Genomic DNA, 25651 nt, shown 5'->3' with positions numbered 1-25651 from the left:
CGCCACGCGGCCCGGTGCGGCTGTGTCCCACGAGGACGCGGCCGGACCGGGACGCCGGGTTGGGCAGGGGCCGGGGAGGGCTGGGGGGGGTCTTCCTCGTTCAGAACCCCCGGTGCGGAGCCCGGCCGAAGGGGGTGTCGGGGCGGCGAACCGGGGCGGGGATCAGGCGGCGTTCGACCGCCTTGTTGACGGCGTCGATCCGGGAGACCGCGTCGAGCTTGGCGAAAACGTTGCGCAGATGGCGCTTGATGGTGCCCTCGGCGATGCCCAGCCTGGCGGCGATCTGGCGGTTGCTCATGGCCTGCGCGACCAGTTCCAGGACTTCGGTCTCCCGCTCCGACAGCACCTCGGCGCCGGCGCCCGGGGCGGGCTCGGGGCGCAGACTCGCTGGCGAGACGGACACCGTGACGGTCCGTCCGCCACCGCCGTCGCCGTCGCGCACGGCGGAGACCAGCGTCTCGCGGCCGGTGCTCTTGTGCAGGTAGCCGCTGACGCCGAGGCGCAGCAGCTCCTGCACCAGCTGCTGGCCGTCGTACATGCTGAGCACGATGATGCGCAGCCCCGGGTCGCGTTCCAGCAGGCGGCGGACGGTCATGGGCGGGTCGTTGCGAGGCATTTCGACGTCGAGCAGGACGACGTCGGGGCGGTGCTCGGCGGCCAGCCGTACCGCGTCCTCGCCGTTGCCCGCCTGGGCCACCACCTCGAAGTCCGGCTCGGAGCGCAGTAGGTCGCACAGGGCCTCGCGCAGCAGGGTGTGGTCGTCCGCGACGAGGATGCGGACGGCGTCCCCGCGCCTCGCGCCGGGCGCGGTGGTCAGGTGCTCGCTCACCGGCTCGCCTGGCCTTCCGTGATCGGTATCCAGATGGTGACGTGGGTGCCGCGGCCGCGTGCGGAGGAGATGTGGAGGGTGCCGCCGACCAGTTCGGCGCGTTCCTGGAGTCCGGCCAGGCCGTTGGCGTGGTCGCCGGCGCGGACCTTGTCGACGTCGAAGCCGAGGCCGTCGTCGATGATCTCGGTCTGGATCTCGTGCGGCGCGATGTCGATGTGGACGACGATGTTGCCCGCGTCGGCGTGGCGGAAGGCGTTGCGCAGGCACTCGCGCACCATCAGGAAGAGTTCCTCGGACACGGGCTGCGGAATCCACTCGTCGAGGCCGCGCACCCACACCCGGACGGGCGCCACCGAGTCGCCCATCGAGGCGACGAACTGGTTGATGGCCGCTTCCAGGCAGCCGGAGACCGAGGGCCGGCGCAGCTCGGTGACGAGTTCCCGGGTGCGCGCGAGGGTCTCCAGGATGGCGGCCTGGGCGGACACCACCGCCTTGGGCACCTCGGCCCCGCTCCTCGCCAACTCCACCTCGTGGAGCTCTAGTTGGCGCATGGCGAGGCTGAGCGAGTTGCCGATCTGGTCGTGGATCTCGCGGGCGAGTTTGCGGTGCCCCTGCTCGTGCACCTCGCGGACCCTGCCGAGCATGAACGAGTCGTACGCGATCGAGCCGACCTCCAGCCGGCGGCCGATGCCCTGCTGCAGGGCCCGGACGGCCGGGGCGTAGCCGGCGACCCGCTCGGGCACGCCCTCCCCCGCCTCCTCGACACTTCTGAGCAGATATTCCAGCACCATGTCGAAGAGGATCACCCCGGCGCGCACCGAGTGCGTGAGGTGGATGCTCTGCTGGACCCGGATCCCGCCCAGGTCGACCACCTCGGCGATCTGGCTGTCGGTGACCTGGGTCCGGCCGAGCGCGAGACTCTCGGCACAATCGGCGAAAATCCGCCGGGCCTGCAGCTCGCACTGCTGCCACGCCTCGGCCGAGCCGACGAGCGGGCTGCTGATGAGGCGCAGCCGTTCGGCATAGGCGGCGATGGCCGCATCCTCGTACGACCGGAAGCGCTGCGCCCAGAGACGGTCGGCACCGACACCGGCCGGGCTTCTTGTGGATCCACCCAAGACGCTCTCCTCCCCCCGCGACCCAGGAGCCGCGCCCCCGGTAACCGCCGGGGGCAGGGTAAGCCGATTCGACGGCCAATCGACAAGCAGTGGCCAAAAAACGCGCATGGGGCAGCACGGAAAGCGGCTATTGATTGAAAGCGAAATATTCTGTGTAGCGTGCACGAGGCGTGAACGGGGAGCGCGGGAAGAACGGAAAAAGGGGGACGGAAACAGGCCTGGCGAACGGGGCCGCCAGGCCTGTTCCGGTTACCGCGGGACGGGGGAAGGACCGCGGAACACCTGGGGGGAGCGGGCGGGAGACCCGGATTACCGGTTCACCGGTGCCGCGGGGTGGCGCGGCGGCGGAGCACCCCGCCGCGGACCTTCAGCAGGGCGGGGACGAGGCCGTAGACGACGATCGGCACGACCAGCCCGGTGACGATCAGGTTGCGCAGCGCCAGCGGCAGGTGGACGACGGAGGGGCCGATCACGAGCTGCACGGCGGTGAGGGCCGAGAAGACGGACAGCCAGGTGAACAGGAACCGGGTGTGGATGGACGGCATCCCGGCGGGCACGGCCGGCTGGGCGGTGGCGGCGGTGATGGTGGAGGAGGCGGTCTCGACGGGGCGGTGAGCAACGGTGGTCATGGCGGATTCCATTCCTGTCGGCACGGATGCATCTGGCTTGCCTGCCGGTTTCGCCGGCGGCCGGAGCGGGGGCCCTTCGCCGGGCCGGCCGGCACTCCGGGGTGGTGCTGAGTCCTGGGACCGGGGCGGTGATGTTCCGCCCTCGGCGACATCACCAGTGAACCAACCAACCAGTTGGATGTCAACCACCTAGTTGGTTGGCAAGCGGGGGTCTGGGTCCTACGCTGGAGTCATGACCAGGGATCCGAGCACCACCAAAGAGCGGCTCCTCACCGCCGCGACCGAGGAATTCGCAGCTCACGGCATTGCCGGCGCGCGAGTCGACCGCATCGCGGCGACCGCCGGCGTCAACAAGGAGCGCATCTACGGCTACTTCGGCAACAAGCAGAAGCTCTTCGACGCGGTCGTCGCCCGCGCCCTCGACGAGCTGGCCGAGGCGGTGCCGCTGAAGGGCGGGGACGATCCCGCCGAGTACGTGGGCCGGGTCTACGACTTCCACCGCGACAACCCCGTCCTCGTACGGCTCCTGCTGTGGGAGGGCCTGCACTACCGGGACGAGGTCCTGCCGGGCGAGGAGCGCAGGCGGGCGCACTACGAGGAGAAGATCGCCGCGCTCGGCGAGAGCCTCGGCCTGCGCGACGCCCTGGGCGACGAGGAGACCGCCGGAATCGTCGCCCGCACCCTCCTGAGCCTGATCGGGCTCGCGGTATGGCCGGCCGCGGTCCCCCAGATGTCCCGCCTCATCCTCGGTACGACCACCCCGCAGCCGGACCTCCGTTCCCACGTGGTCGACTTCGCCCGCAGAGCCCTGGAGTCCCGGACACCGGCGACGGTCTGAGACACGGCTGCGCGGGGCTTCTGGGCGGGTGGGGTGCGGCGGTCTCGGGCGGGGTGGCTGCGGTCGCCCAAGGCCGGGTGAGCTGCCGTGGTCCGGCCCGCCCGCGCCAGGGACCAGCCCCGGCCCTCCCCCCGAACCATGCCCAGCGGGAGGAGGACTCCTCGGTCAGGACACGCTTGCGCCGCGCCCATTGATCACTGTCTTGCCCCAGCCCCGCCGCGCACCGCGCCTTCAGATCCCGCGAGGCCAGCGAACCCCGCGAGCGGACCCGCCGCTGACCGGAGCACACGCTCATACGCGCCAGACATGCTCAACTACCCTGGTTCGTCACCCGTTCCCCCTCCCGCCACCGAGGTATCCGCTACCACTTTCGGTCCGTGGGCACCCCGTCTTGGAGGCAGTGGCGGCCCCTTGGTGTCTCTGCGGCTCTAGCGTGCTCGGTGTGGAAGTCCCCGCGGTCAAACCACAGGACACCTGGAGGTACGGGCACCATGTCACCGCGCCGTGCTGCGCTCGCCGCAGTCATATCTGAGCCCTTGAACGTCATCCTGTCCGTCCGCGACGACCTGCAGCGCTACGGCCTGGAGGGCATGTTGCGCCCGCTCCGCGGCGTCGCCACCTGCCGGGCCTTCGCCGACCTCACGTCCGCCGTGGACGCCGTCTCCTACCCGGCGACCGATCTGCTCATCGTGGCTCCGCAGGGCACGGACCTGGACCCCGACTCCGTCCTGCACCGCGTCGTCGCCTACGGCGTACGCGTGCTGCTGCTCCTGCCCGACCTGGACTCGGTGGACCTCGCCCGGGTGGCCGCGCTGCCCGGCGCGTCCCTGCTGTGCTCCGACGGCCTCCAGATCGAGGACCTGCACGAGGTGCTGACCGCGATGAGCGACGGCGGGGTGCACATCCCGGCCTCGCTCACCCGCGACCTGCTCGAGCTCGCCGGCCGCGGGTCGCGTCCGGGCCCGGTGCCGCCCCGGCTGACGCCGCGCGAGCGCGAGGCGCTGACCCATCTCGTGGAGGGCCTGAGCAACAAGCAGATCGCCCGCCGGCTGCACATCTCGGAGCACGGCGTGAAGCGCCTCGTCGCGAACATCCTCGCCAAGCTGAACTGCCCCAACCGCACCCTGGCGACCGTCCGCGCGATCCGCGACGGACTGTGCGCCCCGCCGGCCCCGCAGCACACGCAGCACACCGAGCGGCCGGTTCCGCGCCACGCAGGGCTCCCTGCCCGCGGCGGCGGCCTCCGGCATCTTCCGGCCGCCACCGACCGGGTGGCCTCCCCGACCCTCACGAACGGCTGGTGACCACCATGAAGACGAACGACGGGCACAGCGGTCGCGCCGCGTTCTTGGACGTCGACGAGACGCTGGTCAACGTCAAGAGCATGTTCGACTTCCTGCGGTTCTGGATGGCCCGGCAGGGCGACGACGGCAGCGCTCACGAGGCGGTCATGGCCTGGGTGCGCGAGGCCGCGGCCTCCGGGGTGCCCCGCACGGAGATCAACCGCGCCTACTACCGCCGTTTCGCCGGTGTGCGCCACGACGACCTGATGGCGGCCGGACGCGCGTGGTGGGACGAGTACCGGCGCGGGCCCGCGGCCGTGGTCGTGGCCGCCTGGGCCGCGGCCACCCGGCACCGCACGGCAGGCGACCTGGTGGTGCTGGTCTCGGGTTCGTTCCGGGGCGTGCTGGAGCCGCTGGCCGAGGATCTCGGCGCCCACCGGATCCTGTGCTCCGAGCCGGTGGTCGGCGCGGACGGGCTGCTGACCGGCGAGGTCGTACGGCCGATGATCGGCGCGAACAAGGCCGCAGCGGTACGGGAGAGCGTCGCGGAACTCGGGCTCGACGCCGCCGCATGCTCCTGCTACGGCGACCACTCCAGCGACCTGGACATGCTGCGCGCCGTCGGGAATCCGGTGGTGGTCGGCGCCGACCGGGTGCTGCTCGAACGCGCCCAGGCCCTCGACTGGCCCGTCCTGCCGGCGACCCCCGGCCGCCTGCCGAGCCCGGCCGCCTCGCCCGCCCTGCTGCTCACGGCCGCGGAGGGTCGCTGAGCACGGCCGGATCGCGAACCAACCGGCCTCACCGGCCGCGCCGTACCGCGATCGCCGTCAGGACGATGCCGTCGCGCACCGACCAGTGGCCGGTGAACCAGCCGATCCGTACGCCGTCCACGACCAGCCCCGACACCAGCAGCCGGGCCGTGTACGTGCCGGCGTCCGGGTCGAAGGTCAGCCGGGCGTCCCGGAAGCCGAGCCAGCGCCGCGCCAGCGGATACCAGGCCTTGTAGACGGTCTCCTTGGCGCTGAACAGCACCGTCGCCCAGTGGACAGCGGGGTGTGTGCGGGCCAGTTCGCGCAGATGCGCGCGCTCCTCGGGGACCGTGACGTACTCCACGACCTCCGCGGGCAGCGGCTCGTGGCGCTCGGCGTCGATGCCGACGGAGTGGTAGTCGCGGCTGTGTGAGACGGCCGCGGCCCGGTAGCCGTCGCAGTGGGTCATGCTGCCGGTCACCCCGGCGGGCCACTGCGGTTCGCCCTTGGCCCCGGAACCGACCGGGGCCGGCGGCAGACCCAGCGCGGTCATCGCGCTGCGGGCGCAGCCGCGGGTGGTGACGAACTCTCGCCGGCGGTGTTCCACCGCCTGTTCCAGATACGCCTCCTCCTCCGGGAAAACCGGGGAGTCGAGCAGGTCGGCGGTGGTGTCGGCACTGGCGACGACGGGCGGCAGAATCTGCTGGATCACGACTTCTCCTGGGATGAAAGGCGCCGCGAAAAAGGCGCACCACAGCCCGCCGTGTGCGGCGGGCGGCTGCCATCCCAGGACAAGGTCACGGCAGTGCTTCGCTGCCCCGATGGTGCCTCGTCCGATCCTCTTCCGCTACATGGCCGTACGGCTACCCCCACCCCTGCCCACTCGCACACACCCCTTCGGGCATACCCGGCAGAACACTCCGGACGAGACCCCGAAAAAGGCAGATTGAATCCCAGAACACCCTGGGCCTAGCGTTTTCTCCATCGACATCGCAGACGAATTCAAAAACACGCGAAAAGCACGTGGACACCAACGGGAGACACCAATGCCCCATCCTTTTCTGGAACGGCTGGAATCCTTCGGGAATGCCGAGGCCATCGTGTTCGAGGGCCGTTCCCACGGCTACGACGAGCTGCTGGGCCTGGTCGACGAGTGGCGCGGCTTCCTGAACCGCCACCAGGTCGCGGCCGGCGAGGTCGTCACCCTGGAGGGTGCCTACTCCCCGCAGTCCTGCGCCGGCCTGCTCGCGCTGATCGAGCGCGGCGCGGTGGTCGTACCGCTCAGCGCGATCCCGGCCGCCAAGCGCGCCGAGTTCCTGGAGGTCGCCCAGGTCGAGGTGGTGATCCGGGCCGGCGCGAGCGGCGGCGGTCACCAGGCCGAGCGCACCGGGCGGCGCGCCGAGCACGAGCTGTACGGGCAGCTGCGCGGCACGGGGCACCCGGGGCTGGTGCTGTTCAGCTCCGGCACCACCGGCCGCAGCAAGGCCTCGGTGCTGGACTTCGAGAAGGTGCTCGGGCGGTACGGCGAGGCGAACAAGCCGAGCCGCATCCTGTCCTTCCTCAGCCTGGACCACATCGGCGGCGTCAACACCCTGCTGCACACGCTGAGTCAGGGCGGCACCGTCATCACGGTCGCCGAGCGCACCCCGGACGCGGTGTTCCGGGCGGTTCAGGACCACCGCGTGGAGATCCTGCCGACCACGCCCACGTTCCTGAACATGGTGCTGATCTCCGGTGCCCACGAGCGGTTCGCCACCGACTCCCTGCGCCTGGTGACGTACGGCACCGAGCCGATGCCGCTGCAGACGCTGCACCGGCTGGGCAAGGCGCTGCCGGGGGTCCGGCTGAAGCAGACGTACGGCCTGTCGGAGCTGGGCATCCTGCCGACGCGCTCCCGGGGCGACGACACGCTGTGGGTGAAGCTCGGCAACTCCGGCTTCGACCACAAGATCATTGACAACGTCCTGTGGATCCGCTCCGAGATGGCGATGCTGGGCTACCTCAACGCCCCCGCGCCCTTCGACGAGGACGGCTACTTCAACACCCAGGACGTGGTCGAGGTGGACGGCGACTGGGTGCGGATCCTGGGCCGGAACTCGGAGATCATCAACGTGGGCGGGGAGAAGGTCTACCCGAGCGAGGTGGAGTCCGTCCTGCTCCAGCTGGACAACATCGCCGAGGCCACCGTCAGCGGCAAGCCCAGCCCGGTGACCGGCATGGTCGTCAAGGCGACCGTGCAGCTGGTCGAGGACGAGGACCGGCGCGAAGTCGCCCGCCGGGTGAGGGAGTTCTGCTCCGCACGGCTGGAGCCCTACAAGGTGCCGGCGCTGGTGGAGATCGCGCAGGCGCCGATGCACTCCGACCGCTACAAGAAACTCCGGAGCGCGGCATGACCGAGCCCGCACGCGACTACGGGTCCGCGCACCCCGACCGGGTCGCCCTGATCAGCGGCGGCAGCAAGGGACTTGGCCGGTTGCTGGTGGAGCGGCTGCTGATGGACGGCTGGCGTGTGGCCACGTTCAGCAGGTCGGCCAACGAGTTCGTCAAGGAGCTCCAGGTCACCGCCGAGGACCGGTTCCTGTGGGAGGCCGCGGACCTGACGGACCCGGACTCGCTACGCGAGGTGGTGCGCACGGTGCGGCGCCGCTTCGGCCGGATCGACCTGCTCGTCAACAACGCGGGCGTGCTGCACCAGGAGCTGTTCCTGACCACGTCCGCGAAACAGACCTCGACCCTGATCACCGCCAATCTGCTGGCCCCGATCACGCTGGCGCACGCCTGCGCCCGGGCGATGACCAAGCAGGGCGGCGGCCAGATCCTCAACGTCTCGTCCATCAACGCCATCCGCGGCTACCGCGGGGTGGCCGTGTACTCGGCCGCCAAGGCGGGGCTGGACGGGTTCAGCCGGAGTCTCGCCCGGGAGCTCGGCGCCTTCAACATCCGGGTCAACTCGATCGTCCCCGGCTTCTTCGACAGCGACATGACGGCCGACGTCACGGAGCAGAACAAGGACCGCATCCAGCGGCGTACGCCGCTCGGCCGGCTCGGCACCGTCCACGAGATCGCCGACGCCGTCCTCTACCTCATCTCACCCGGCGCCTCGTTCATCACGGGGCAGACCATCGTCGTCGACGGAGGAATCACATGCTGACCACGACCGACATCACCGCGACCGTCCACGAGAACATCAACGCCCTGCTCAAGGAGGCCGGCCGCCCGGTCACGCTGCTGACCGGGGAGGAGCCGCTGGCCCGGATCGGGCTCAACTCCCTGCTGCTGGCCCGGCTGATCATCCAGCTGGAGATGGAGTTCGGCGCCGACCCGTTCGAGGAGGAGTACGTCATCTCCGACGTGCGCACGGTGCGCGAGCTGACCGACGCCTACGTGGAGACGCTGGCGAACCTCGCCGCGGCCTCCGTCTGAGCCGTCCCGGTCCCGGATCACACGGATCACCGGGACAACCCGCCTCACCCACCTCACGACCGAAGGACCGAGCCATGTCACAGGAAGCAGTCATCGTCGTCGGGGACCGTTTCGAGGAGTTCCTGGCCAACCGCGGAACCGTGCCGGTCTCCGCCCTGCTGGAGCGGCTGCGCTCCGGCGACCTGCCGGAGAGCCTCACCGTCAGCGTCGGCCAGGGGCTGAGCACCGAGCAGCTGGAGGAGCTGCGCGGGCTGGTCGACCGGCACGCACCGACCGTGACGGTCGCCAAACCCGGCATACCCGAGCGGGCCCAGCAGCGGCTGACCCACAAGCACGACCCGGTCAACGTGCTGATCGGGCCGGTCGGCCAGGTCGGCGAGCACGTCTTCGCCGCCGACCTGGTGCTCGACGATCGCGTGGAGGTGCTCGCGGACCACCTCACCGGCCAGCACATCCCGGCCATCACGCTGCTGGAGGCCGCCCGCCAGTTCTGGACGGTGGTGACCGAGCAGTTCTACGTCACCGGGCCCGAGCGCACCCGGTTCGTCATCGGGTCGGTGTCGTCCTCCTTCCACAGCTTCGTCTTCCCGCTGGCGGCCACCCTGCGGTACGAGCTGCTGGAGCTGGCCCGCACCCCGGTCGGCACGGTCTTCCGGTGCCGTATCTCGATCCAGCACGGCGACACCCTCGCCAGCGTGGTGGAGGCCGAGTACCGGGTGATCCCGGAGCCGGTCAGCGTCAAGCAGGAGAAGATCGCGGCCCGCCAGGCCGTGGCGAACGAACTGGCCCAGCTGCGCGAGCCGGCGCTCGCGGGCGTGTGAGGAGTGAACCGATGCTGTGGGTCATCCACTGCCTCGACGCGCCGGACACCGCCGCGCTGCGGGCGGACCAGCGGCCCGCGCACTCGGCCCGGCTGCGCACCGCCCGGGTGGTGCCGGTGCTGTACGGGCCGCTGGTCGCGGCCGACGGCGTCACCGCGGTGGGCAGCCTGATCGTGGTCGGGGCCGAGACCCGCGAGCAGGTCGAGGAGTTCGCGTTCCACGACCCGTTCGCCGTCTCGGGGGTCTGGGAGCGCATCGACATCCAGGCGTTCGCCCCCTCGCAGAACTCCCCGGTGCGGCTCACCGGCACCATGAGCCGCACCGGGGGCGGCCCGGACGGCCGGCCGTGACCCCCGTGGACGGCCGTACCCGGCTCCCGCACGGCGTCGGCGCCCGGGAGTTCGCCGAGGCACTCGCCGCGTTCCGCGCGGTGCTCAGCGACTCCCGGGTGCTGACCTCCGAGGCGGTGGCCCTCACCGGGTACGACGATGCCCAGGCGGTGCTCGGCCCGGGGCACTTCGCCCCGAGCGCCGCCCTGCTCCCCGGCACGGTCGAGGAGGTACGGCAGCTGCTGCGCCTCGCCGGCCGCCACCGGATCCCGCTCGCCCCCGCCCTGCCCGGCCGCAACACCGGGCTGGGCGGGGCGGCACCCCGGCTGCCCGGCGCGGTCGTCCTGGACCTCTCCGGGCTGAACCGGATCGTGGCCGTCGACGCCACCTTCGGGCACGCGGTCGTCGAACCCGGCGTCACCTTCGTCGACCTCGCCGCCCATCTCGCCGCCCACCGGCTGCCCTACCGGCTGGACCCGGTGGACCTCGGCTGGGGCAGCGTCCTCGGCCACGCCCTGCACGCCGGCGGCCTCGCCCCGTACGAGGACGAACCGCCGGTGTGGTGCGGCCTGGAGGTCGTCCTGCCCGACGGCGAGCTGGTGCGCACCGGCACCGGTGCCGTGCCGGGCTCCCGCACCGGCCATCTGTGGCCGTACGGCCACGGCCCGTCCTTCGACACCATGTTCGCCCCCCTCAACCTGGGGGTCGTCACCAAGCTCGGCGTGCGGCTGCGCCCGGCACCGGCCGACCGCCGCCCCTACGTCGTCACCGTGCCCCGCGCGGACGACCTCGGCCCGCTCGTGGACGCCCTGCGGGCGCTGCGCGCCGACGGCACGCTCGGCGAGCCGCCCGTCGTGCGCAGCCCGCTGCTGGACGTGGCGGCGGCCGGGCGGCGGCGCGAGGACTTCCCCGGCGCCCCGGGCCCGGTGCCCGAGGACGCCGTCGCCGCCGTCGTGGCCGAGCTGGGGCTGGGCCACTGGACGGCGTACGGCACGCTGGCCGGTCACCCGGGGGTGGTGGACGCCCAATGGGCCGTCCTGCGGGAGGCGTTGGCGTCGATCCCGGGCACCCGGTGCACGCTCGGCGAGCCCGGGGAGGACCGGACGGCGGCCGGGCTGTGGGGCGACGCGGCCGACGGCTGGCCGAGACACGGCGGGCATCTCGCCGTCACCCCCCTGCTGCCGGCCACCGGCGCGGACGCGCTCGCCCAGTACCGCCGGACCCGGCGGCTGCTGCACGCGGCCGGCCGCGACTACCTGGGCTCCTTCGTGGTGGGCCGACGGGTGCTGCACCACCATGTGCCGGTCGTGTTCGACGTCCACGACCCCGACGACCGGGCCGCCGCCCTCGCCGTGGCGCGTCGCCTGGTGGCCCGGGCGGCGGCCGACGGACTCGGCGTACGGCAGGCGCACCCCGCCCTGACCGACGACGTCGCGGCGGCCTACGGCGCCTGCGACCACGCCCTGCGGCGGCTCGGGGAGCGAGTGAAGGACGCGCTCGACCCGGCGGGCGTCCTGGCCCCCGGCAGCCACGGCCTGTGGCCCCGCCGCTACCGCGGCCTGGGCCTGTAGGGGGCCTGGCGCCTCGGCAAGGACGACCTCGGCAAGGACCACCGGAACACGTCAACGGAAAGGAGACCGACCATGTCCGTGCAGACTGTGAGCAGCCAACTGGCCGAACTGGAAGAGGAGTTCGCCGCCCCGGCCGCCCAGCCGTCGCTGCGGGCCCGCACCGCGGAACTGGAAGGGCTGCGCGCGGGCGTGGTCGCGGGCGACGCGGCCGCCACCGCGCGGCAGCGCGCCAAGGGCAAGCTGACGGCCCGGGAGCGCATCGGCCTCCTCCTGGACCCGGGCACGTTCCAGGAGGTCGAGCCGCTGCGCCGGCACCGGGCGACCGGCTTCGGCATGGAGGACAGGCGCCCGCACACGGACGGGGTGATCGGCGGCTGGGGCACGGTCCACGGCCGTACCGTGTTCGTGTACGCGCACGACTTCCGCATCTTCGGCGGGGCGCTCGGCGAGGCGCACGCCCAGAAGATCCACAAGATCATGGACCTGGCCCTGGCGGCCGGAGCGCCGCTGGTGTCGCTCAACGACGGCGCGGGCGCCCGTATCCAGGAGGGCGTCACCGCGCTCGCCGGGTACGGCGGCATTTTCCAGCGCAACACCAAGGCGTCCGGGGTCATCCCGCAGATCAGCGTGATGCTCGGCCCGTGCGCCGGCGGCGCCGCCTACTCCCCCGCCCTCACCGACTTCGTGTTCATGGTCCGCGAGACCTCACAGATGTTCATCACCGGCCCGGACGTCATCCAGGCGGTGACCGGTGAGAAGGTCACGCAGAACGGGCTCGGAGGCGCCGACGTGCACGCCGAGACCTCCGGCGTCGCGCACTTCGCCCACGACGACGAGGAGACCTGTCTGGAGGAGGTCCGCTATCTGCTGTCGCTGCTCCCGCAGAACAGCACCGAGACCCCGCCCGAGGCGCCCTGCGCGGACCCGCCGGACCGGCTCTGCACCGGCCTGCTGGACCTCGTACCGGCGGATCCGGCGCAGCCGTACGACATGCGCCGGGTGATCGAGGAGGTGCTGGACGACGGCGAGTTCCTGGAGGTGCACGAGCGCTGGGCGGGCAATGTGATCTGCGCGCTGGGCCGGATCGAGGGCGCCTCGGTCGGTGTGGTCGCCAACCAGCCGCTGGTGCTCGCCGGGGTGCTCGACATCCACGCCTCGGAGAAGGCCGCCCGGTTCGTGCAGCTGTGCGACGCGTTCAACATCCCGGTGGTGTCGCTGGTCGACGTGCCCGGCTTCCTGCCCGGTGTCGACCAGGAGCACGGCGGCATCATCCGGCACGGCGCCAAGCTGCTGTACGCGTACTGCAACGCGACCGTGCCGCGGATCCAGGTGATCGTGCGGAAGGCCTACGGCGGCGCCTACATCGTCATGGACTCCCGCTCCATCGGCGCCGACCTGTCGTACGCCTGGCCCGCCAACGAGATCGCGGTGATGGGCGCGGAGGGCGCCGCGAACGTCATCTTCCGGCGCGAGATCGCCGCCGCCGACGACCCGGAGGAGGTCCGGGCCCGGCGCGTGGCCGAGTACCGGGCGGAGCTGACGCATCCGTACTACGCCGCCGAACGCGGCCTCGTCGACGACGTGATCGCCCCGCAGTCCACGCGGGCCGTGCTCGCCGCGGGCCTGACGATGCTGCGCACCAAGAGCGCGCCGCTGCCGCACCGCAAGCACGGGAACCAGCCGGCATGAACGGCATCCGCATCGAGTCGGGCGAGCCGACCCCCGAGGAGCTCGCCGCCCTCCTGGCCGTCCTGCACACCCTGGCCAACCAGCGCGTGGGAAACCTGCCCGCCGACACCATCCGCCCCGCCCCCTGGGCCCACCAGGGCCACACCCACCGCCCGGCCAGGGTGTGGGGACGCACGGCGTGAGCACGGCCGCCGGGGAACGACCGACCCGGAAACGCGCGGGATCAGCCGGCGAAACAGGCGGGGCCGGCGAGCCGGACGCGCCCGGGCGTGCCCCGGCTCCCCCGGCAGCTCACGTCCTCCTCCGTCGAGGACGACCACGACGCCCTGCTGCGGCGGCTGCGGGAGCTAGGTGAGCTGCACCGCGACGGGGTGCCGGCCGACGAGGAGTTCACGATGGCCAAACAGGCGATCCTCAAGAGGATGGGAGGACCGCCTGCGCCGGCCCGCGGCCGGAGGCCGCCGACGGACGCCTGTCCGGACTCGGTCCCTTGGCCTTGCGGGCCACCGTGAAGTGCTCGCTCCCGTCACCGGTCTCGGCGATGCCCGAGACCTTCGGCTTGGCGTAGTGGCCCTTCGGCGCGGGCTCGACGTCCACGCGCAGGAACGAGTAGTCGAGGTAGCGCACCGGGGACCAGGCCGGTCCACTTCGAGCCTGGGGTATCTGACCCGTCACCTGTACACTCACCGCCCGCGCATCGGCACCCGCTGGCGTCGCCTCACCGCCGGGCACCAGGCCCTGCTCGCCCTTGCGCACCTACGCTGCGGGAACACCCACGCCCCACTCGCGACAGGGTTCGGCATCGGCATAGCCGTGTACCGCTACGTCCGCGAGGCCATCGAGGCCTTGGCCGCGCTGGCACCCACGCTCGCCGACGCCGTGGACGCCTGAGGCCTTTCTTCGCCAAGGGCCTGGAAGTCGGCCCCTCCCCCGTCCTTCTTCGCCCACCTGCTCGGCCAGCGGGTGTCGCCAGAAGTGCTGGATCGCGGCCGACCGGGCAGGAGGCGACGAACCGTACGGGGACAGCGGCATTGGGGAGTCGGTGGTCCGCAGGGCGGCGGCCAGGGATTCCCGTATGGCAGGAGCGTGGGGCCAGGCCCGGCACCATTGCTTCAGTGAGTTCCGAGCACAGCTGAAAGCGAAGAGGATAGGAAGTGTCATGTCGTTCGGTCCCCCGCCTGCCGGTTTCCCGCCTCCCGCGCCGGCTTCCTGGACACCGCCGTCGGAGATCGAGCAGGCGCTGTTCGAGGCCAAGGGGCGTGGAGACTGGGCGGCGTACTTCGGGGCGCTCGCGCGGGGCAGGCTGTTCTTCGAGATACAGAAGGACCAGGCGGATGCCACGCCCAGCGCCACGTACGCCGTCTTCGGACACGATCCGCGTATCCCCGGCGGACGGGTCTGGGTCGTGTACACCGAGGGCATGCTGCCCGCGCCGGAGCCCCATCGGGTGTTCGACTGGAACCACCTTGAGTGGTTCGCCAAGGTCTGGGAGCGAACCGATCCGCCGGTGATCGTCGTCAATCCCGGAAGTCCGTGCGAGGCGTTTCTCCCGTCGGCACCGCCGCACTCGGCGGCTTGGGCGCAGTACGGGGAGCAGGCTCCTGCCCGGAAAAGGTCGCTGCGGCTGCACACTCTCCGCATCGGTGGCCCGCTGCACGGCACCGTCGCCCACGGCCTCGCCTGCGGCGCCCTCCTGTGCGTGAACAACGGCTCCTTCTGGAACGGCATGGCCTGGCACGGCATCGGATATCCGGGTGAGCGGAAACGGCTTCGGGAGTGGTGGGGCATCACCACCCGCGAGCAGTGGCAGGACTACCTCCGCGACCTCCTTGCCTGTGAGCAGCACAGCTCGGTCTGGGACTTCGCCCTGGGTCTGCGCCGGACCATCGCCCGGGACTTCGGCGGGCACGTCGACACGGGGTACTGGCGGCAGGCCGCCGCCAACGTCATCCGCGCGAACTCCGAGGGTTCGGTCGTGGTCAGCGAAGAGGGTGTCACCAGGACCGAGCCCCGACCCGAGTACGAGGTCGAGGCCCGCATCGAGGGTGTGCAGCGGCTCATCGGGCGTATCACCCGCTATGAGGCCCGGATGCGTGCCGACGGTGTGCTCGATGAGAACGGGTACGTCTCGTCCGTCGACGCCTGGGATCTCGGGCGCGCGTCGAAGATGGCCCGCTGGGGTCTCGGGGCCCGGTTCGGCACACTCGCGGAGGCCGAGTCCGCCGTCATCCAGGCGGGGCGGGCCGCCGCCCTGTCCCACAAGTCGTGGCAGGACTTTTCCGCCGGCTACATCCTCGGGCGCTGCCTTCACTTCGACGACGAGGAGTTCGGGGCCTGGTACCAGGACATGGTCGAGGCCCATCGCATCCTGATGACCGAGCCCGGCAGCCCCTGGCTCAACATCCCGTTCCGATGAGCGCCCCGCCGGACGGCGGTCCCCGCAATACCCTCACTCGTCGGCGGACAGCTCCGCCGCGTCCGTGGCGTACGGCTCGCTGGGCCCACAGCTCCAGCTGATGCGGGTCCATGCAGGCCTCGGCGCGCTCGCGCGCAGCGTCGGGCACCGGGATGCCGCGCCATTCCGGTGCAACGCCTCATGCGACGAGCCGGCCATCACGCCGCCGCAAGTTCGCACCACACGTACTTGCCCCGGTCCCCGAACCGCGCCGACGGCTGCCAGCCCCAGTAGTCCGCGCAGGCCCTCACCAGCCCCAGTCCCCGTCCGTCCTCCAGCTCGGCGGCCTGGTCCAGCGGTCGGGGCGGAGGGGGCGGCTCGGGATCCGTGTCCCACGCCCCGATCCACACCACCCCCTGCGGGGTGCGGCGAACCCTCAGCGCGGCCGGCCCCTTGGTGTGCCGTACGGCGTTGGAGACCAGCTCCGCCGCGAGCAGTTCCGCCGTGTCGACCAGACCGATCAGCCCGTGCAGGGTCAGGATCAGACGCAGGGTGCGGCGGCAGACGGTGACGGCTCTGAGGTCGTTCGGGATGTAGAGGGTGTAGTCCCAGGACTCGGTCTCGGGCATGGGTCATCAACTCCGTGAGAGTGAGGGGGCTTTCGCGTGCGGTGGCATTGCCGCAGCCGTCGTGGCAGGACGAAGCGGTGCGCTTCCGCTGCGTGAGCGTCGCATCACTGACGGTAGGTCATAAATTTCATTCACTTCAAGCGGGTCACGTAATCTGACCACGAACGAGGTGCCTCACCATGGCCGTTGAGGAAAGAAGGACGCCGTGCCAGCACGACGGGCCCCCACCGCACGCCAGGTGCGCCTGGGGACGGAACTCCGCAGACTGCGCGAAGCCGCCGGACTCAAGGCAACCGAGGCAGCGAGCCTGCTCGGGGCGAACTCGGTGCAGATGAGTCAGATCGAGTCCGGGATCGCAGGGGTGAGCGAGCAGCGCGTCCGACGGCTTGCCGCCAACTATGCCTGCGCGGATGATGAGTTGATCGATGCCCTAGCCGCTATGGCGATCGACCGTACGCGAGGCTGGTGGGAGGAGTACCGCGGCATCCTCCCCGCCGCCTACCAGGACCTCGCCGAGCTGGACCATCACGCGAGGTTCCGCCATGACGTGGCGGTCATCCACGTGCCCGGGCTCTTCCAGACGGAGGCCTACGCCAGAGCCCTTTTCGCCTACATGAATCCCGAGTTCCCGGAGAGCGAGCTGGCCCTCCGTGTGGAGCACCGGATGAAGCGGAGGGTCGTCATCGACGGCCCTGATCCCATCCCCTACGAGACCGTGATCCACGAAGCGGCGCTCCGTATCAAGGTGGGCGGCCGGGCAGCCTCCCGGGATCAGCTGAACCGCATTCTGGAGATGTCCGACGCGGATCACATCACCGTTCAGGTCATCCCCTTCGCGGTGGACGACTTCGCGGGAGCCGGTAGCACCATGGTGCACCTGGGTGGAGCGGTCCCCCGGCTGGACACCGTCGTGCGCGACGCACCGCACGGCACGGCATTCGTCGACTCCGAAGCTCAACTGGAGCACTTTCGAAAGCTCTTCCGTAGGGTGAAGGACGGAGCGCTGCCCCCGCAGCAGTCGCGAGATCTCATCCACCAGTTGCTCAAGGAGCTGTGAGGACCAGCATGATCACCCACACCGCGTGGAAGAAGTCGTCCTTCTCCGGCGGAGGCGAGGGCAACGACTGCGTCGAGATCGCGGACCTCCGCACCCACATGGCCATCCGCGACTCAAAAGCCCCCGCCAGAGCCACCCTCACCTTCCCGGTCGGCGCCTTCACCCCCTTCATCGAAGCCCTGAAGAAGAGCGCCTCCACGACGGGCCCGTATGTGAATCCCGACCGCTGACCGACACGGTCGTGGGGCGGCACTACGGACGGCAGGCGGCCCTGCCCGACGGGGACTTCGGCATCAGTCACCGCGTCGCGCTCGCCGGCCACCTCGACCGCATCGAGCGGCGCCGGCCGAGCCCCGTTCGGCAGACGCCGTTCAGCAGGCGTCGGGCCAGGTGCGGCGGACCTGTTCGGCGCGCTGATGGTGATCGTCGATCCAGTCCTCCTCCGGCCGCATCCCCAGCGCCGTGGTGAGGCGGTCGGGGTCGTGGACGGTCACGGCCAGGGAGTGGTCCTCGAGCATGTGGAGGATGAGCTCCAGGCCGCGGTCGCGGCCGATCCTCACATCCTTGCCGGGCGCGAGTTCGATCAGACCGCCCTGCCAGGCGTCCAGGTCGCCGGGGAAGAGGTACACGTCCAGGCGGGCGTCGACGAAGCTCGCCGACAGGAGCACATCGGCCCGGAGGATGTCACCGCCGGGTCTCGCGGGGCCCGTCACCCGTACGACGCAGCGGTTGCCGCACTCGTCCTCCAGATGGACGAGGTCCACCTCGTCTGCTTTCGTCACCGTGCCTTACTCTCTCTCGCTGGGCTGACGCCCATGTTGCCGTACGACCGTTCGAGGAGACCACGCGCGGCGATTTTCAGTCGGACCCCCTTGCCGCTTCTTGACCCGACCATGACACCGCTGGACCATGGAGCGCCGACCGGCACAGCGGAATCACAGCAGACCCCGCTCCCCGGTCCGCACCCCCACCCGCACGTCGCACTGAGGCACACCCCCCGACTCCCAGCTCCACTCCCCACATCCGGCGACCCCGGATTCCTGGAGACCCAAGGAGAGTTCATGCGACTTCGCACCCGCGGCTCCGGCGCGCGCGGCAGCAGACGTATCGCCGGGCTCGGCGCACTGCTGGCCCTCGCCCTCGCCGCCCCCGTCTCGGCGACCGTCACGGACGCCAGCGCCCACAGCGTCCGGACGGTCGCGCCCTCCGGCGACGACATCCGGCAGTACGAGATCCATCAGCGCACCACCCCCGTGACCCGTACGGCCATTCAGGCGACCGGCGTCACCGTCGACGAGGCCGATGAGGAGACCGTGGTCGTCTCCGGACGCGCGGACCAGATCCGCAGGCTGCGGCAACTGGGATACACCGTGAGCCCGTTGGGCGCCGCACCCGAGCGGTCCGGGCCGCGGCTGCGCGACTTCCCGAACGCCGACTCCAAATACCACAACTACGCCGAGACGAACGCCGAGATCGACCAGCGGCTCGCCGCCTACCCGGGCATCATGAGCAAGCGGGTGATCGGGAAGTCGTACCAGGGGCGGGACATCGTCGCCGTCAAGGTCAGCGACAACGTGGGGACGGACGAGGGCGAGCCCGAGGTGCTGTTCACCTTCCATCAGCACGCCCGTGAGCATCTGACCGTGGAGATGGCGCTGTATCTGCTGCGCGAGCTGGGCGCGGGGTACGGGACCGACTCCCGGATCACGAACATCGTCAACAGCCGGGAGATCTGGATCGTCCCGGATCTGAATCCGGATGGGGGCGAGTACGACATCGCCACCGGGTCGTACCGGTCCTGGCGGAAGAACCGGCAGCCCAACTCCGGTTCCTCGTACGTCGGTACGGACCTCAACCGGAACTGGAACTACAAGTGGGGCTGCTGTGGCGGTTCGTCCGGGTCGACGTCGTCCGAGACCTACCGTGGCTCCGCCGCGGAGTCCGCGCCCGAGGTGAAGGTCGTCGCCGACTTCGTGCGGAGCCGGGTCGTCGGGGGCAAGCAGCAGATCAAGGCCGGGATCGACTTCCACACCTACAGCGAGCTGGTGCTGTGGCCGTTCGGGTACACCTACTCGGACACCGCCACCGGGATGACCGCGGACGACGCCGCCACTTTCAAGGCCGTGGGGCAGAAGATGGCCGCCAGCAACGGGTACACCGCCGAGCAGGCGAGTGATCTGTACATCACGGACGGGTCGATCGACGACTATCTGTGGGGCACGCAGAAGATCTTCGACTACACCTTCGAGATGTATCCGGCGTCAGGTTTCGGGGGTGGGTTCTACCCGCCCGACGAGGTGATCGAGCGGGAGACCTCCCGGAACAAGGACGCGGTGTTGCAGCTGCTGGAGAACGCCGACTGCATGTACCGGGCGATCGGGAAGGCCGCCCAGTACTGCGGCTAGCGGCTAGGCGTCCTCGAAGTAGGCGTCCAGCACAGCGTCCAGCTGTGACTCCCATTCCGCGAAACGCGCCCTGGCCGCCGCCTCGATCTCGATCGGGTACCAGCGGCGGTCCGGGGTGTGCACGGTGATGGTGAAACGCTTGCCGAAGCGGGGCGACTCCGTCTCGACCGCGGCGATCTCGTCCCAGCGGAACTCGCAGGACTCCTCGTCGAGGCTGAGGCGGACGCCCGTGCGGTCGGCCACTATCCTCGCGCGGCGGTCGGCGGCCTCGAAGACGGGGCCGCCGGCCGCCTTCTCGTCGTCCGCCGGTTCCTCCGGCTGTGCCGAGTCCTCGGGCTCCGGTTCCCCGGCACGCGCCGGCTCCTCCGGCCCCGCCACCGCTTCCGGCTCCGCGTCCCGCGGCTCGGCCTCGGCGTCGGCCTGAGCCGGAACCGGGGCCGCGGCCGGAGCCGTGAGGCCGGGGATGAAGGCCGGGTCGAACCCGGCGCCTGTCACGGGCTCGGCCTTCAACGGCGCGGCCTTCGACGGCTTGCTGTTCGATCCTATGCGCTGCTCCACGGCGGCAGTATGGACGACTTCCCTGTGCCGGAACCAGTCAGCCCGCCCATCCCCTGGTTCACACCGGCCACTCGGACGACGCCTGGACGAACACGCTCACCGCCCCCGCCACCGCGAACCCCGCCACGGACAGCACCGATTCCAGGACCGTCCACGTCTTCAGCGTGTCCCGTTCGCTGATGCCGAAGTACTTCGCCACCATCCAGAAGCCGCCGTCGTTGACGTGCGAGGCGAAGATGGATCCGGCCGAAATTGCCACGATGACGAGGGCGGTGAACGCCTGGGAGTGGTGACCCTCCGTCAACAGGGGCGCCGCGATGCCCGCCGTGGTGACGATCGCCACGGTGGCCGAGCCCTGGGCGATCCGCAGCACCAGTGAGATCAGGTACGACAGCACGATCACCGGCAGGCCGGCGCCGTCGAAGGTGTCGGAGAGCGCCTGGGCGACCCCGCTCGCCTTCAGTACGGCGCCGAAGACCCCGCCCGCGCCGACAACCAGCAGGATGTTGCCGACCGGCTTCAGGGACGAGGTCGACACCGTCTCCAGGGACTTGCGCGACCAGCCCCGCCGGATACCGAGCAGGTGGTAGGCGAGCAGCAGGGCGAGGGTGAGGGCGACGAAGGGGTGGCCGAGGAACTCGAGCACCGAGCGGCCGGTGGAGGGGGCCAGGGCGATCGAGGAGAAGGTCGCGGCCAGGATCAGCAGCAGCGGCGTACCGATGATGGCGAGGACCGTGCCGAGCGGCACCGGCTTCTCCCGCGGTTCCACGCCCTGGGCGCGCTGCTCGGCGGCGACGGCCCGCTTGGCCTCCTGCGCGGCCTCGACCATGTCCTGCGGTACGGAGACGAAGATCCGCCCGCCGATCCAGGCCGAGAACGCCCAGGCGGCGAGGACGGCGGGGATGCCGCAGACGATGCCCATGAGGATGACCCAGCCGAGCTGGACGTGCAGCAGTCCGGCGGCGGCGACCGGGCCGGGGTGCGGCGGCAGGAAGGCGTGGGTCATGGAGAGACCCGCCAGGAGGGGCAGGCAGTAGAGCAGGAGCGACTTGCCACTCCGCCTGGCGGCCGCGTACACGAGCGGCGCGAGGACGAAGATGCCGACGTCGAAGAAGACCGGGATGCCGAAGATCAGGCCGGTCAGGCCCATGGCGAGAGGGGCGCGCCGTTCGCCGAACAGACCCAGCAGCCGGGAGGCCAGCGCCTCCGCGCCACCGCTGACTTCGAGGATCGCGCCGAGCATGGTGCCGAGCCCGATGATGATCGCGACGTGGCCGAGGATGCCGCCCATGCCCGACTCGATGGTGGAGACGGCGTCGGAGCGCTGGACGGTACCGAAGAGTTCGGTCACCGACAGTCCGGCCAGCAGGCCGACGGCTATGGAGGCGGCGAGGAGGGCGACGAAGGGCTGGAGCCTGACCTTGATGATCAGGAAGAGGAGGAGGGCTATGCCGAGGGCGGCGACGGTGAGCAGGCCCGGGGTGCCGTCGAGCAGGAGGAGCAAACCGCCGGTGTGGGGTGGTGCGGCGGGGGTGGTCGCGGCGAGCGGAACGGACATTCGGGGGTCCTCTGCGTAAGTTCATGAAGCTTTCGGGCAGGGGGGATCGCGGCACGGCGCCCCGGAGGGTGCCGTGCCGTGCGGGACGTGCGGGGCGTGCGGGAGGTGGGGGATCGTCAGGGGCTCAGCCGAGTACGGCGAGCGCGTCGATCTCGATGAGGAGGCCGGCCGGCAGACCGACGTAGACCGTCGTGCGGGCGGCGGGCGGCTGGGTGAGGCCCTGCTCCTCGAAGTAGGTGTTGTAGATCTCGTTCATCTCGGCGAAGTGGTCCACGTCGGTGAGATAGACGCGGATCATCATCACGTCGTCCCAGCCGGCGCCGCCCTCTTCCAGGATCGCCTTGACGTTGGCGAGGGCCTGCGGGGTCTGCTCGCGCAGGGTGGGACCGGCCGGTGTCGGGGGCTTGCCCTCCTCGGCGGGCAGGAAGCCGACCTGGCCGGCGACCTGGAGGATGCTGCCCTTCTTCACGCCGTGGGAGAACTTCGCGGGCGGGGTGGTGTGGGTCTTCGGGGTGAGCGCGGTCTTCTCGGTCATACGGTGGTGCCCTTCGCTGGCGTTCTTCCGGAGTACTCGCCGCTGATCGCGTCCGCGGTACGGCGCACCTGCGGCAGCAGGGTGAGGAGTTCGTCGGCGGTGACGACGACGTTGGGCGCCGAGACCGACATCGCCGCGACGACGCGTCCGTCGGCGCCGCGGATCGGTGCGGCCACGCAGTTGATGGACTCCTCGTGACCACCGAGGTCGGTGGCCCAGCCCTGTTCGCGCACCTGCTCCAACTCGCGCAGGAAAGCGGCGGCGTTGGGGGTGGAACGGGCCGTGTAGAGGGGGTAGTCGAGCTTGTCCGCGAGGCTGCGGCGCTCGGGTTCGGGCAGGTCGGCGAGGAGCAGCTTGGCGACCGCGGCGACCGTGATGGCGACGGGCTTGCCGATCCGCGAGTACATCCGCACCGGGTAGCGGCTGTCGACCTTGTCGATGTAGAGCACCTCGTTCTCCTCGTGGACGGCCAGGTGCACGGTGTGGCCGCAGGCCTCGTTGAGGCGGACCAGGTGGGGATGGGCGATCTCGCGGATGTCGAGGTTCTCCATCGCTTCCTGGGCGAGGGCGAAGAGGCGGGCGCCGAGGCGGTAGCGCTGGTCGGACTGGCGGTAGACCAGGCCGTGCTCGTGCAGGGTGCGCAGGAGTCGTAGCGCCGTGGACTTGTGGACGCCGAGGCGGTCGGCGACCTGGCCGAGGTCGGCGGGGCCCTCGGCGAGCAGCGGCAGGATGCTCAGGGCGCGGTCGACGGTCTGACTCATGGGGTGTTCGCCTCCTCCAAGGCCTTGTCGGCTTGCGTCCAGCCGGGGCCGAGTCGAAGTCTCCCCCATGCGTCGTCGTCGAGGGCGGCCAGGCGGTCGGCGTGGTCGCGGGTGGGGGGCGCAGCCAGGTCGCCGGGGGTGGTGAGGGTGGCGGCGGCGAACAGGTGACCGTGGCGGAGGCGGTCGCGTACGGGAAGTCCGCGGAGGGTGGCGGAGAGGAATCCGGCGGCGAAGGCGTCTCCGGCGCCGACATGGGCGACGACGTCGACGTGCGGGGGCCGGACGAGGGTCGCGGTGCCGTCGGCGTCCTCCAGCCCTGCGGTGTTCCTGTCGAACGCCGACGCTCCGCCCTTGCCGTGCTTGACGACCACGGTCTGCGGTTCGGGCAGCGCCTCCAGGATGGCCCGGCCGCCGTGCAGCCCCCACGCCTGGCGGGCTTCGTCGTCGCCCACGAACACGATGTCGGCGCGCCGCGCCAGCTCCAGCAGCACCCGCGGCCCGTCGGAACCCGGCCACAGCGCGAGCCGGTGGTTGACGTCGAAGGAGACCAGCGGGCGGCCCGGCCGGGGTGCCGTCAGTTCGCGCATCAGCTCCAGGCAGTCGCCCGACAGCGCCGCCGTGATCCCCGACAGGTGCAGTACCCGCCCCGCTCGCACCGCCGCCAGGTCCACGTTCCCGGTGCTCATCGCCGAGGCCGCCGACCCCGACCGGTAGTACGCCACCTCGTGCGCGCCGGTTCCGCGGTCGTCGGCGGTGCGGAAGTACACCCCCGTGGGTCGGGCGGGGTCCCGGCACACGGCGGAGACGTCGACCCCGTACCCGGCGACCCGCTCCACCAGATGATCGCCGAAGCCGTCCGCGCCGACCCTGCCGACCCAGCGGGCCGTATGCCCGAACGCGGCCAGGGCGCAGGCCACGTTGGACTCGGCGCCACCGATGGCCCGGTCGAAGGAGGGCACGTCGGCGAGGCGGCCGGGGCGGCTGGGCAGGAAGGCGACCATGGACTCGCCGAGCGTCACCGCGTCCACGACATTCCGCGGGTGCGCAACGGCCGAGTCGTAAGCAGCGTCGTTGATGATGACTCCTGTCGATAACCGGGTGACGGCTCCGTTGACCCGGCGTTCGGCGAGATGCTAGACACCAGTAAGCGCAACATGCAATGGCCGTTGCATATAGCGCAACGACCGAGAGAGGGGCTCCGTGATCAGGGAAGCGCTCGCCCGCCTGGCCGAGGACCATGTCGACCACCGCTTCAAGGGCCTCCCGCCGGACGCCGACGGCCTCACCGTCGGCGAGCTGGCCGCCCAGCGCCGCAACCTCTTCCGTGAGGCCGACGGTTTCACCACCCCGATTCTGGCGCTGTCCGCCGAGCGCCTGGAGCACAACCTGGCACTCATGGAGACGTACACCGCCCGGCACGGTCTCGCCTTCGCCCCGCACGGCAAGACCTCCATGGCCCCGCAGCTCTTCCACCGCCAGATCGAGCACGGCGCCTGGGGCATCACGCTGGCCATGCCCCATCAGGTGCGCGTCGCCCGGGCGTTCGGCATCCAGCGGATCTTCCTCGCGAACGAGCTGGTGGACGCCCCCGCCCTGCGCTGGATCGCCGCCGAACTGGCCGCCGACCCGGACTTCCGCTTCATCTGCTACGTCGACTCCGAGCGCGGGGTCGAGCTGATGGACGCGGCCCTGCGGGGCGCCGCCCGACCGGTGGACGTGGTCGTGGAGCTGGGCGCGGGCGAGGGGGCCCGGACCGGTGTGCGCACGGCGGCCGCGGCCCTGGCCGTCGCCGACGCGGTGGCCGGCGTCGAGACGCTGCGGCTCGTCGGCGTGGCCGGGTACGAGGCACAGGTGCCCGGTGCCACGCCGGAGCGAGTGCGGGAGTGGTTGGAGCGGCTGGTCGCGCTCGCGGTCGAGTTGGACGAGGCCGGGCGGTTCGCCGGCGCCGGGGAGATCGTGGTGAGTGCCGGCGGCAGCGAGTGGTTCGACGCGGTCGCCGATGTCCTCGCCGCCGTCCCCGAGCTGTCCCTCCCCGCTCTGAGGCTGCTGCGCTCGGGCGCCTACGTCTCGCACGACGACGTGCATTACAGCCGGCTGACACCGTTCAACCGGGTGCCCGAGGAGGGCGCGCTGGAGCCCGCGTTCCGGCTGTGGGCCCAGGTGGTGTCCCGGCCTTCCCCGGCGGAGGCCTTCGTCAACGGGGGCAAGCGGGACGCCGCCTACGACCTCGACCTTCCCGTGGCCCACGTGGTACGCCGGAACGGCACGGAGCACCCCGCGGCCGGCATCGAGGTGAGCGCCCTGTCCGACCAGCACCTGTGGCTGCGCACCGGCCCGGACGCGGACGTCGAGGTCGGCGACTGGATCGGCCTCGGCCTGTCCCACCCGTGCACGTCCTTCGACAAGTGGCAGCTGATCCCGGTCGTCGAGACGGACGGCACGGTCGTCGACTTCATCCGTACGTTCTTCTAGGA

Annotated in this window: 28 protein-coding genes and 2 pseudogenes; 18 read left to right on the top strand and 12 right to left on the bottom strand. The window is 71.2% G+C overall.

Annotated features, from left to right (window positions below):
* Positions 1-100: 100 nt before the first annotated feature.
* The 3 genes from ABZ079_RS23235 to ABZ079_RS23225 form a co-directional block, all read right to left on the bottom strand.
* Positions 101-829 carry a response regulator transcription factor gene (locus ABZ079_RS23235; protein ID WP_356941345.1) on the bottom strand — a complete coding sequence of 243 codons (729 nt, stop codon included), beginning with the start codon at positions 827-829 and terminating at the stop codon, positions 101-103.
* Positions 826-1947, bottom strand: coding sequence for an ATP-binding protein (locus tag ABZ079_RS23230; protein WP_356941344.1), 1122 nt, complete (start codon positions 1945-1947; stop codon positions 826-828). Before ABZ079_RS23230 ends, ABZ079_RS23235 begins: the two co-directional genes overlap by 4 nt.
* Before the next feature lie 317 nt (positions 1948-2264).
* A complete protein-coding gene (locus tag ABZ079_RS23225; protein WP_356941343.1) occupies positions 2265-2576 on the bottom strand; it encodes a hypothetical protein in 312 nt (103 codons plus the stop codon).
* 232 nt (positions 2577-2808) lie between these two features.
* Between ABZ079_RS23225 and ABZ079_RS23220 the strand changes: the two genes are divergently transcribed.
* The 3 genes from ABZ079_RS23220 (at position 2809) to ABZ079_RS23210 (ending at position 5467) form a co-directional block, all read left to right on the top strand.
* Entirely contained in the window at positions 2809-3414 is a 606-nt protein-coding gene (locus ABZ079_RS23220; protein ID WP_356941342.1) for a TetR family transcriptional regulator, read from the top strand.
* A 536-nt stretch (positions 3415-3950) separates the two neighbouring features.
* On the top strand, positions 3951-4718 hold the full coding sequence (locus ABZ079_RS23215) for a response regulator transcription factor (protein WP_356941341.1): 768 nt from the start codon (positions 3951-3953) through the stop codon (positions 4716-4718).
* 5 nt (positions 4719-4723) lie between these two features.
* A complete protein-coding gene (locus ABZ079_RS23210) occupies positions 4724-5467 on the top strand; it encodes an HAD-IB family hydrolase (RefSeq protein ID WP_356941340.1) in 744 nt (247 codons plus the stop codon).
* Positions 5468-5495: 28 nt separating this feature from the next.
* Here the strand turns inward: ABZ079_RS23210 and ABZ079_RS23205 are convergent, their stop codons facing one another.
* Entirely contained in the window at positions 5496-6158 is a 663-nt protein-coding gene (locus ABZ079_RS23205) for a 4'-phosphopantetheinyl transferase superfamily protein (RefSeq protein ID WP_356941339.1), read from the bottom strand.
* Positions 6159-6492: 334 nt separating this feature from the next.
* Between ABZ079_RS23205 and ABZ079_RS23200 the strand changes: the two genes are divergently transcribed.
* The 9 genes and pseudogenes from ABZ079_RS23200 to ABZ079_RS23160 all read left to right on the top strand — a co-directional run.
* Positions 6493-7839 carry a fatty acid--CoA ligase family protein gene (locus ABZ079_RS23200; RefSeq protein WP_356941338.1) on the top strand — a complete coding sequence of 449 codons (1347 nt, stop codon included), beginning with the start codon at positions 6493-6495 and terminating at the stop codon, positions 7837-7839.
* A complete protein-coding gene (locus ABZ079_RS23195) occupies positions 7836-8597 on the top strand; it encodes an SDR family oxidoreductase (RefSeq protein WP_356941337.1) in 762 nt (253 codons plus the stop codon). Before ABZ079_RS23200 ends, ABZ079_RS23195 begins: the two co-directional genes overlap by 4 nt.
* Positions 8591-8869: a phosphopantetheine-binding protein gene (locus ABZ079_RS23190; protein WP_356941336.1), complete on the top strand. Its 279-nt coding sequence runs from the start codon at positions 8591-8593 to the stop codon at positions 8867-8869. The genes ABZ079_RS23195 and ABZ079_RS23190 overlap by 7 nt, the downstream gene beginning before the upstream one ends.
* 74 nt (positions 8870-8943) lie before the next feature.
* On the top strand, positions 8944-9690 hold the full coding sequence (locus tag ABZ079_RS23185) for an AfsA-related hotdog domain-containing protein (RefSeq protein WP_356941335.1): 747 nt from the start codon (positions 8944-8946) through the stop codon (positions 9688-9690).
* Between the two features lie 11 nt (positions 9691-9701).
* Positions 9702-10040, top strand: coding sequence for a YciI family protein (locus tag ABZ079_RS23180; protein WP_356941334.1), 339 nt, complete (start codon positions 9702-9704; stop codon positions 10038-10040).
* A complete protein-coding gene (locus ABZ079_RS23175) occupies positions 10037-11590 on the top strand; it encodes an FAD-binding oxidoreductase (protein WP_356941333.1) in 1554 nt (517 codons plus the stop codon). Before ABZ079_RS23180 ends, ABZ079_RS23175 begins: the two co-directional genes overlap by 4 nt.
* A 72-nt stretch (positions 11591-11662) precedes the next feature.
* Positions 11663-13279, top strand: coding sequence for an acyl-CoA carboxylase subunit beta (locus ABZ079_RS23170; protein WP_356941332.1), 1617 nt, complete (start codon positions 11663-11665; stop codon positions 13277-13279).
* The gene (locus tag ABZ079_RS23165; RefSeq protein ID WP_356941331.1) at positions 13276-13461 is read left to right on the top strand and encodes an acyl-CoA carboxylase subunit epsilon; all 186 of its coding nucleotides are present in this window, start codon (positions 13276-13278) and stop codon (positions 13459-13461) included. Before ABZ079_RS23170 ends, ABZ079_RS23165 begins: the two co-directional genes overlap by 4 nt.
* 114 nt (positions 13462-13575) lie before the next feature.
* Positions 13576-13704 (top strand): annotated as a pseudogene (locus tag ABZ079_RS23160) (Tat pathway signal sequence domain protein); the annotation flags it as partial.
* Here ABZ079_RS23160 and ABZ079_RS23155 read toward each other — a convergent pair.
* Entirely contained in the window at positions 13694-13954 is a 261-nt protein-coding gene (locus ABZ079_RS23155; RefSeq protein WP_356941378.1) for a hypothetical protein, read from the bottom strand. The pseudogene ABZ079_RS23160 and the gene ABZ079_RS23155 overlap by 11 nt on opposite strands.
* Here ABZ079_RS23155 and ABZ079_RS23150 point away from each other — a divergent pair.
* Positions 13934-14161, top strand: a pseudogene (locus ABZ079_RS23150) (transposase family protein); the annotation flags it as partial. The gene ABZ079_RS23155 and the pseudogene ABZ079_RS23150 overlap by 21 nt on opposite strands.
* 277 nt (positions 14162-14438) lie before the next feature.
* Entirely contained in the window at positions 14439-15695 is a 1257-nt protein-coding gene (locus ABZ079_RS23145; RefSeq protein ID WP_356941330.1) for a DUF1266 domain-containing protein, read from the top strand.
* Between the two features lie 197 nt (positions 15696-15892).
* On the opposite strand, the gene ABZ079_RS23140 is transcribed toward ABZ079_RS23145, so the two are convergent.
* A complete protein-coding gene (locus ABZ079_RS23140; RefSeq protein ID WP_356941329.1) occupies positions 15893-16303 on the bottom strand; it encodes an ATP-binding protein in 411 nt (136 codons plus the stop codon).
* 205 nt (positions 16304-16508) lie between these two features.
* Between ABZ079_RS23140 and ABZ079_RS23135 the strand changes: the two genes are divergently transcribed.
* Both ABZ079_RS23135 and ABZ079_RS23130 read left to right on the top strand, forming a co-directional pair.
* Positions 16509-17360 carry a helix-turn-helix transcriptional regulator gene (locus ABZ079_RS23135; RefSeq protein ID WP_356941328.1) on the top strand — a complete coding sequence of 284 codons (852 nt, stop codon included), beginning with the start codon at positions 16509-16511 and terminating at the stop codon, positions 17358-17360.
* 8 nt (positions 17361-17368) lie between these two features.
* Positions 17369-17590 (top strand): DUF397 domain-containing protein, encoded by a 222-nt coding sequence (locus tag ABZ079_RS23130; protein ID WP_356941327.1) that lies wholly within the window; start codon positions 17369-17371, stop codon positions 17588-17590.
* Positions 17591-17731: 141 nt separating this feature from the next.
* Here the strand turns inward: ABZ079_RS23130 and ABZ079_RS23125 are convergent, their stop codons facing one another.
* Positions 17732-18142, bottom strand: a complete 411-nt coding sequence (locus ABZ079_RS23125; RefSeq protein ID WP_356941326.1) for a DUF5959 family protein — start codon at positions 18140-18142, stop codon at positions 17732-17734.
* A 279-nt stretch (positions 18143-18421) separates the two neighbouring features.
* Between ABZ079_RS23125 and ABZ079_RS23120 the strand changes: the two genes are divergently transcribed.
* Entirely contained in the window at positions 18422-19765 is a 1344-nt protein-coding gene (locus ABZ079_RS23120; RefSeq protein WP_356941325.1) for a M14 family metallopeptidase, read from the top strand.
* 3 nt (positions 19766-19768) lie between these two features.
* Here the strand turns inward: ABZ079_RS23120 and ABZ079_RS23115 are convergent, their stop codons facing one another.
* The 5 genes from ABZ079_RS23115 to ABZ079_RS23095 all read right to left on the bottom strand — a co-directional run bounded on the left by ABZ079_RS23115 (position 19769) and on the right by ABZ079_RS23095 (position 24205).
* The gene (locus tag ABZ079_RS23115; RefSeq protein WP_356941324.1) at positions 19769-20323 is read right to left on the bottom strand and encodes a hypothetical protein; all 555 of its coding nucleotides are present in this window, start codon (positions 20321-20323) and stop codon (positions 19769-19771) included.
* Positions 20324-20381: 58 nt separating this feature from the next.
* On the bottom strand, positions 20382-21881 hold the full coding sequence (locus ABZ079_RS23110; RefSeq protein ID WP_356941323.1) for a gluconate:H+ symporter: 1500 nt from the start codon (positions 21879-21881) through the stop codon (positions 20382-20384).
* A 124-nt stretch (positions 21882-22005) separates the two neighbouring features.
* Positions 22006-22416: a RidA family protein gene (locus ABZ079_RS23105; protein ID WP_356941322.1), complete on the bottom strand. Its 411-nt coding sequence runs from the start codon at positions 22414-22416 to the stop codon at positions 22006-22008.
* On the bottom strand, positions 22413-23177 hold the full coding sequence (locus ABZ079_RS23100; RefSeq protein WP_356941321.1) for an IclR family transcriptional regulator: 765 nt from the start codon (positions 23175-23177) through the stop codon (positions 22413-22415). The genes ABZ079_RS23105 and ABZ079_RS23100 overlap by 4 nt, the downstream gene beginning before the upstream one ends.
* A complete protein-coding gene (locus ABZ079_RS23095) occupies positions 23174-24205 on the bottom strand; it encodes a sugar kinase (protein ID WP_356941320.1) in 1032 nt (343 codons plus the stop codon). Before ABZ079_RS23095 ends, ABZ079_RS23100 begins: the two co-directional genes overlap by 4 nt.
* Before the next feature lie 172 nt (positions 24206-24377).
* Between ABZ079_RS23095 and ABZ079_RS23090 the strand changes: the two genes are divergently transcribed.
* Positions 24378-25649, top strand: a complete 1272-nt coding sequence (locus ABZ079_RS23090; RefSeq protein ID WP_356941319.1) for an alanine racemase — start codon at positions 24378-24380, stop codon at positions 25647-25649.
* The last annotated feature ends 2 nt before the right edge of the window (positions 25650-25651 follow it).

The sequence above is a fragment of the Streptomyces sp. NPDC006314 genome, assembly GCF_040613075.1.
Lineage (GTDB): Bacteria > Actinomycetota > Actinomycetes > Streptomycetales > Streptomycetaceae > Streptomyces.
This window is presented reverse-complemented; position numbering and strand designations above follow the sequence as displayed.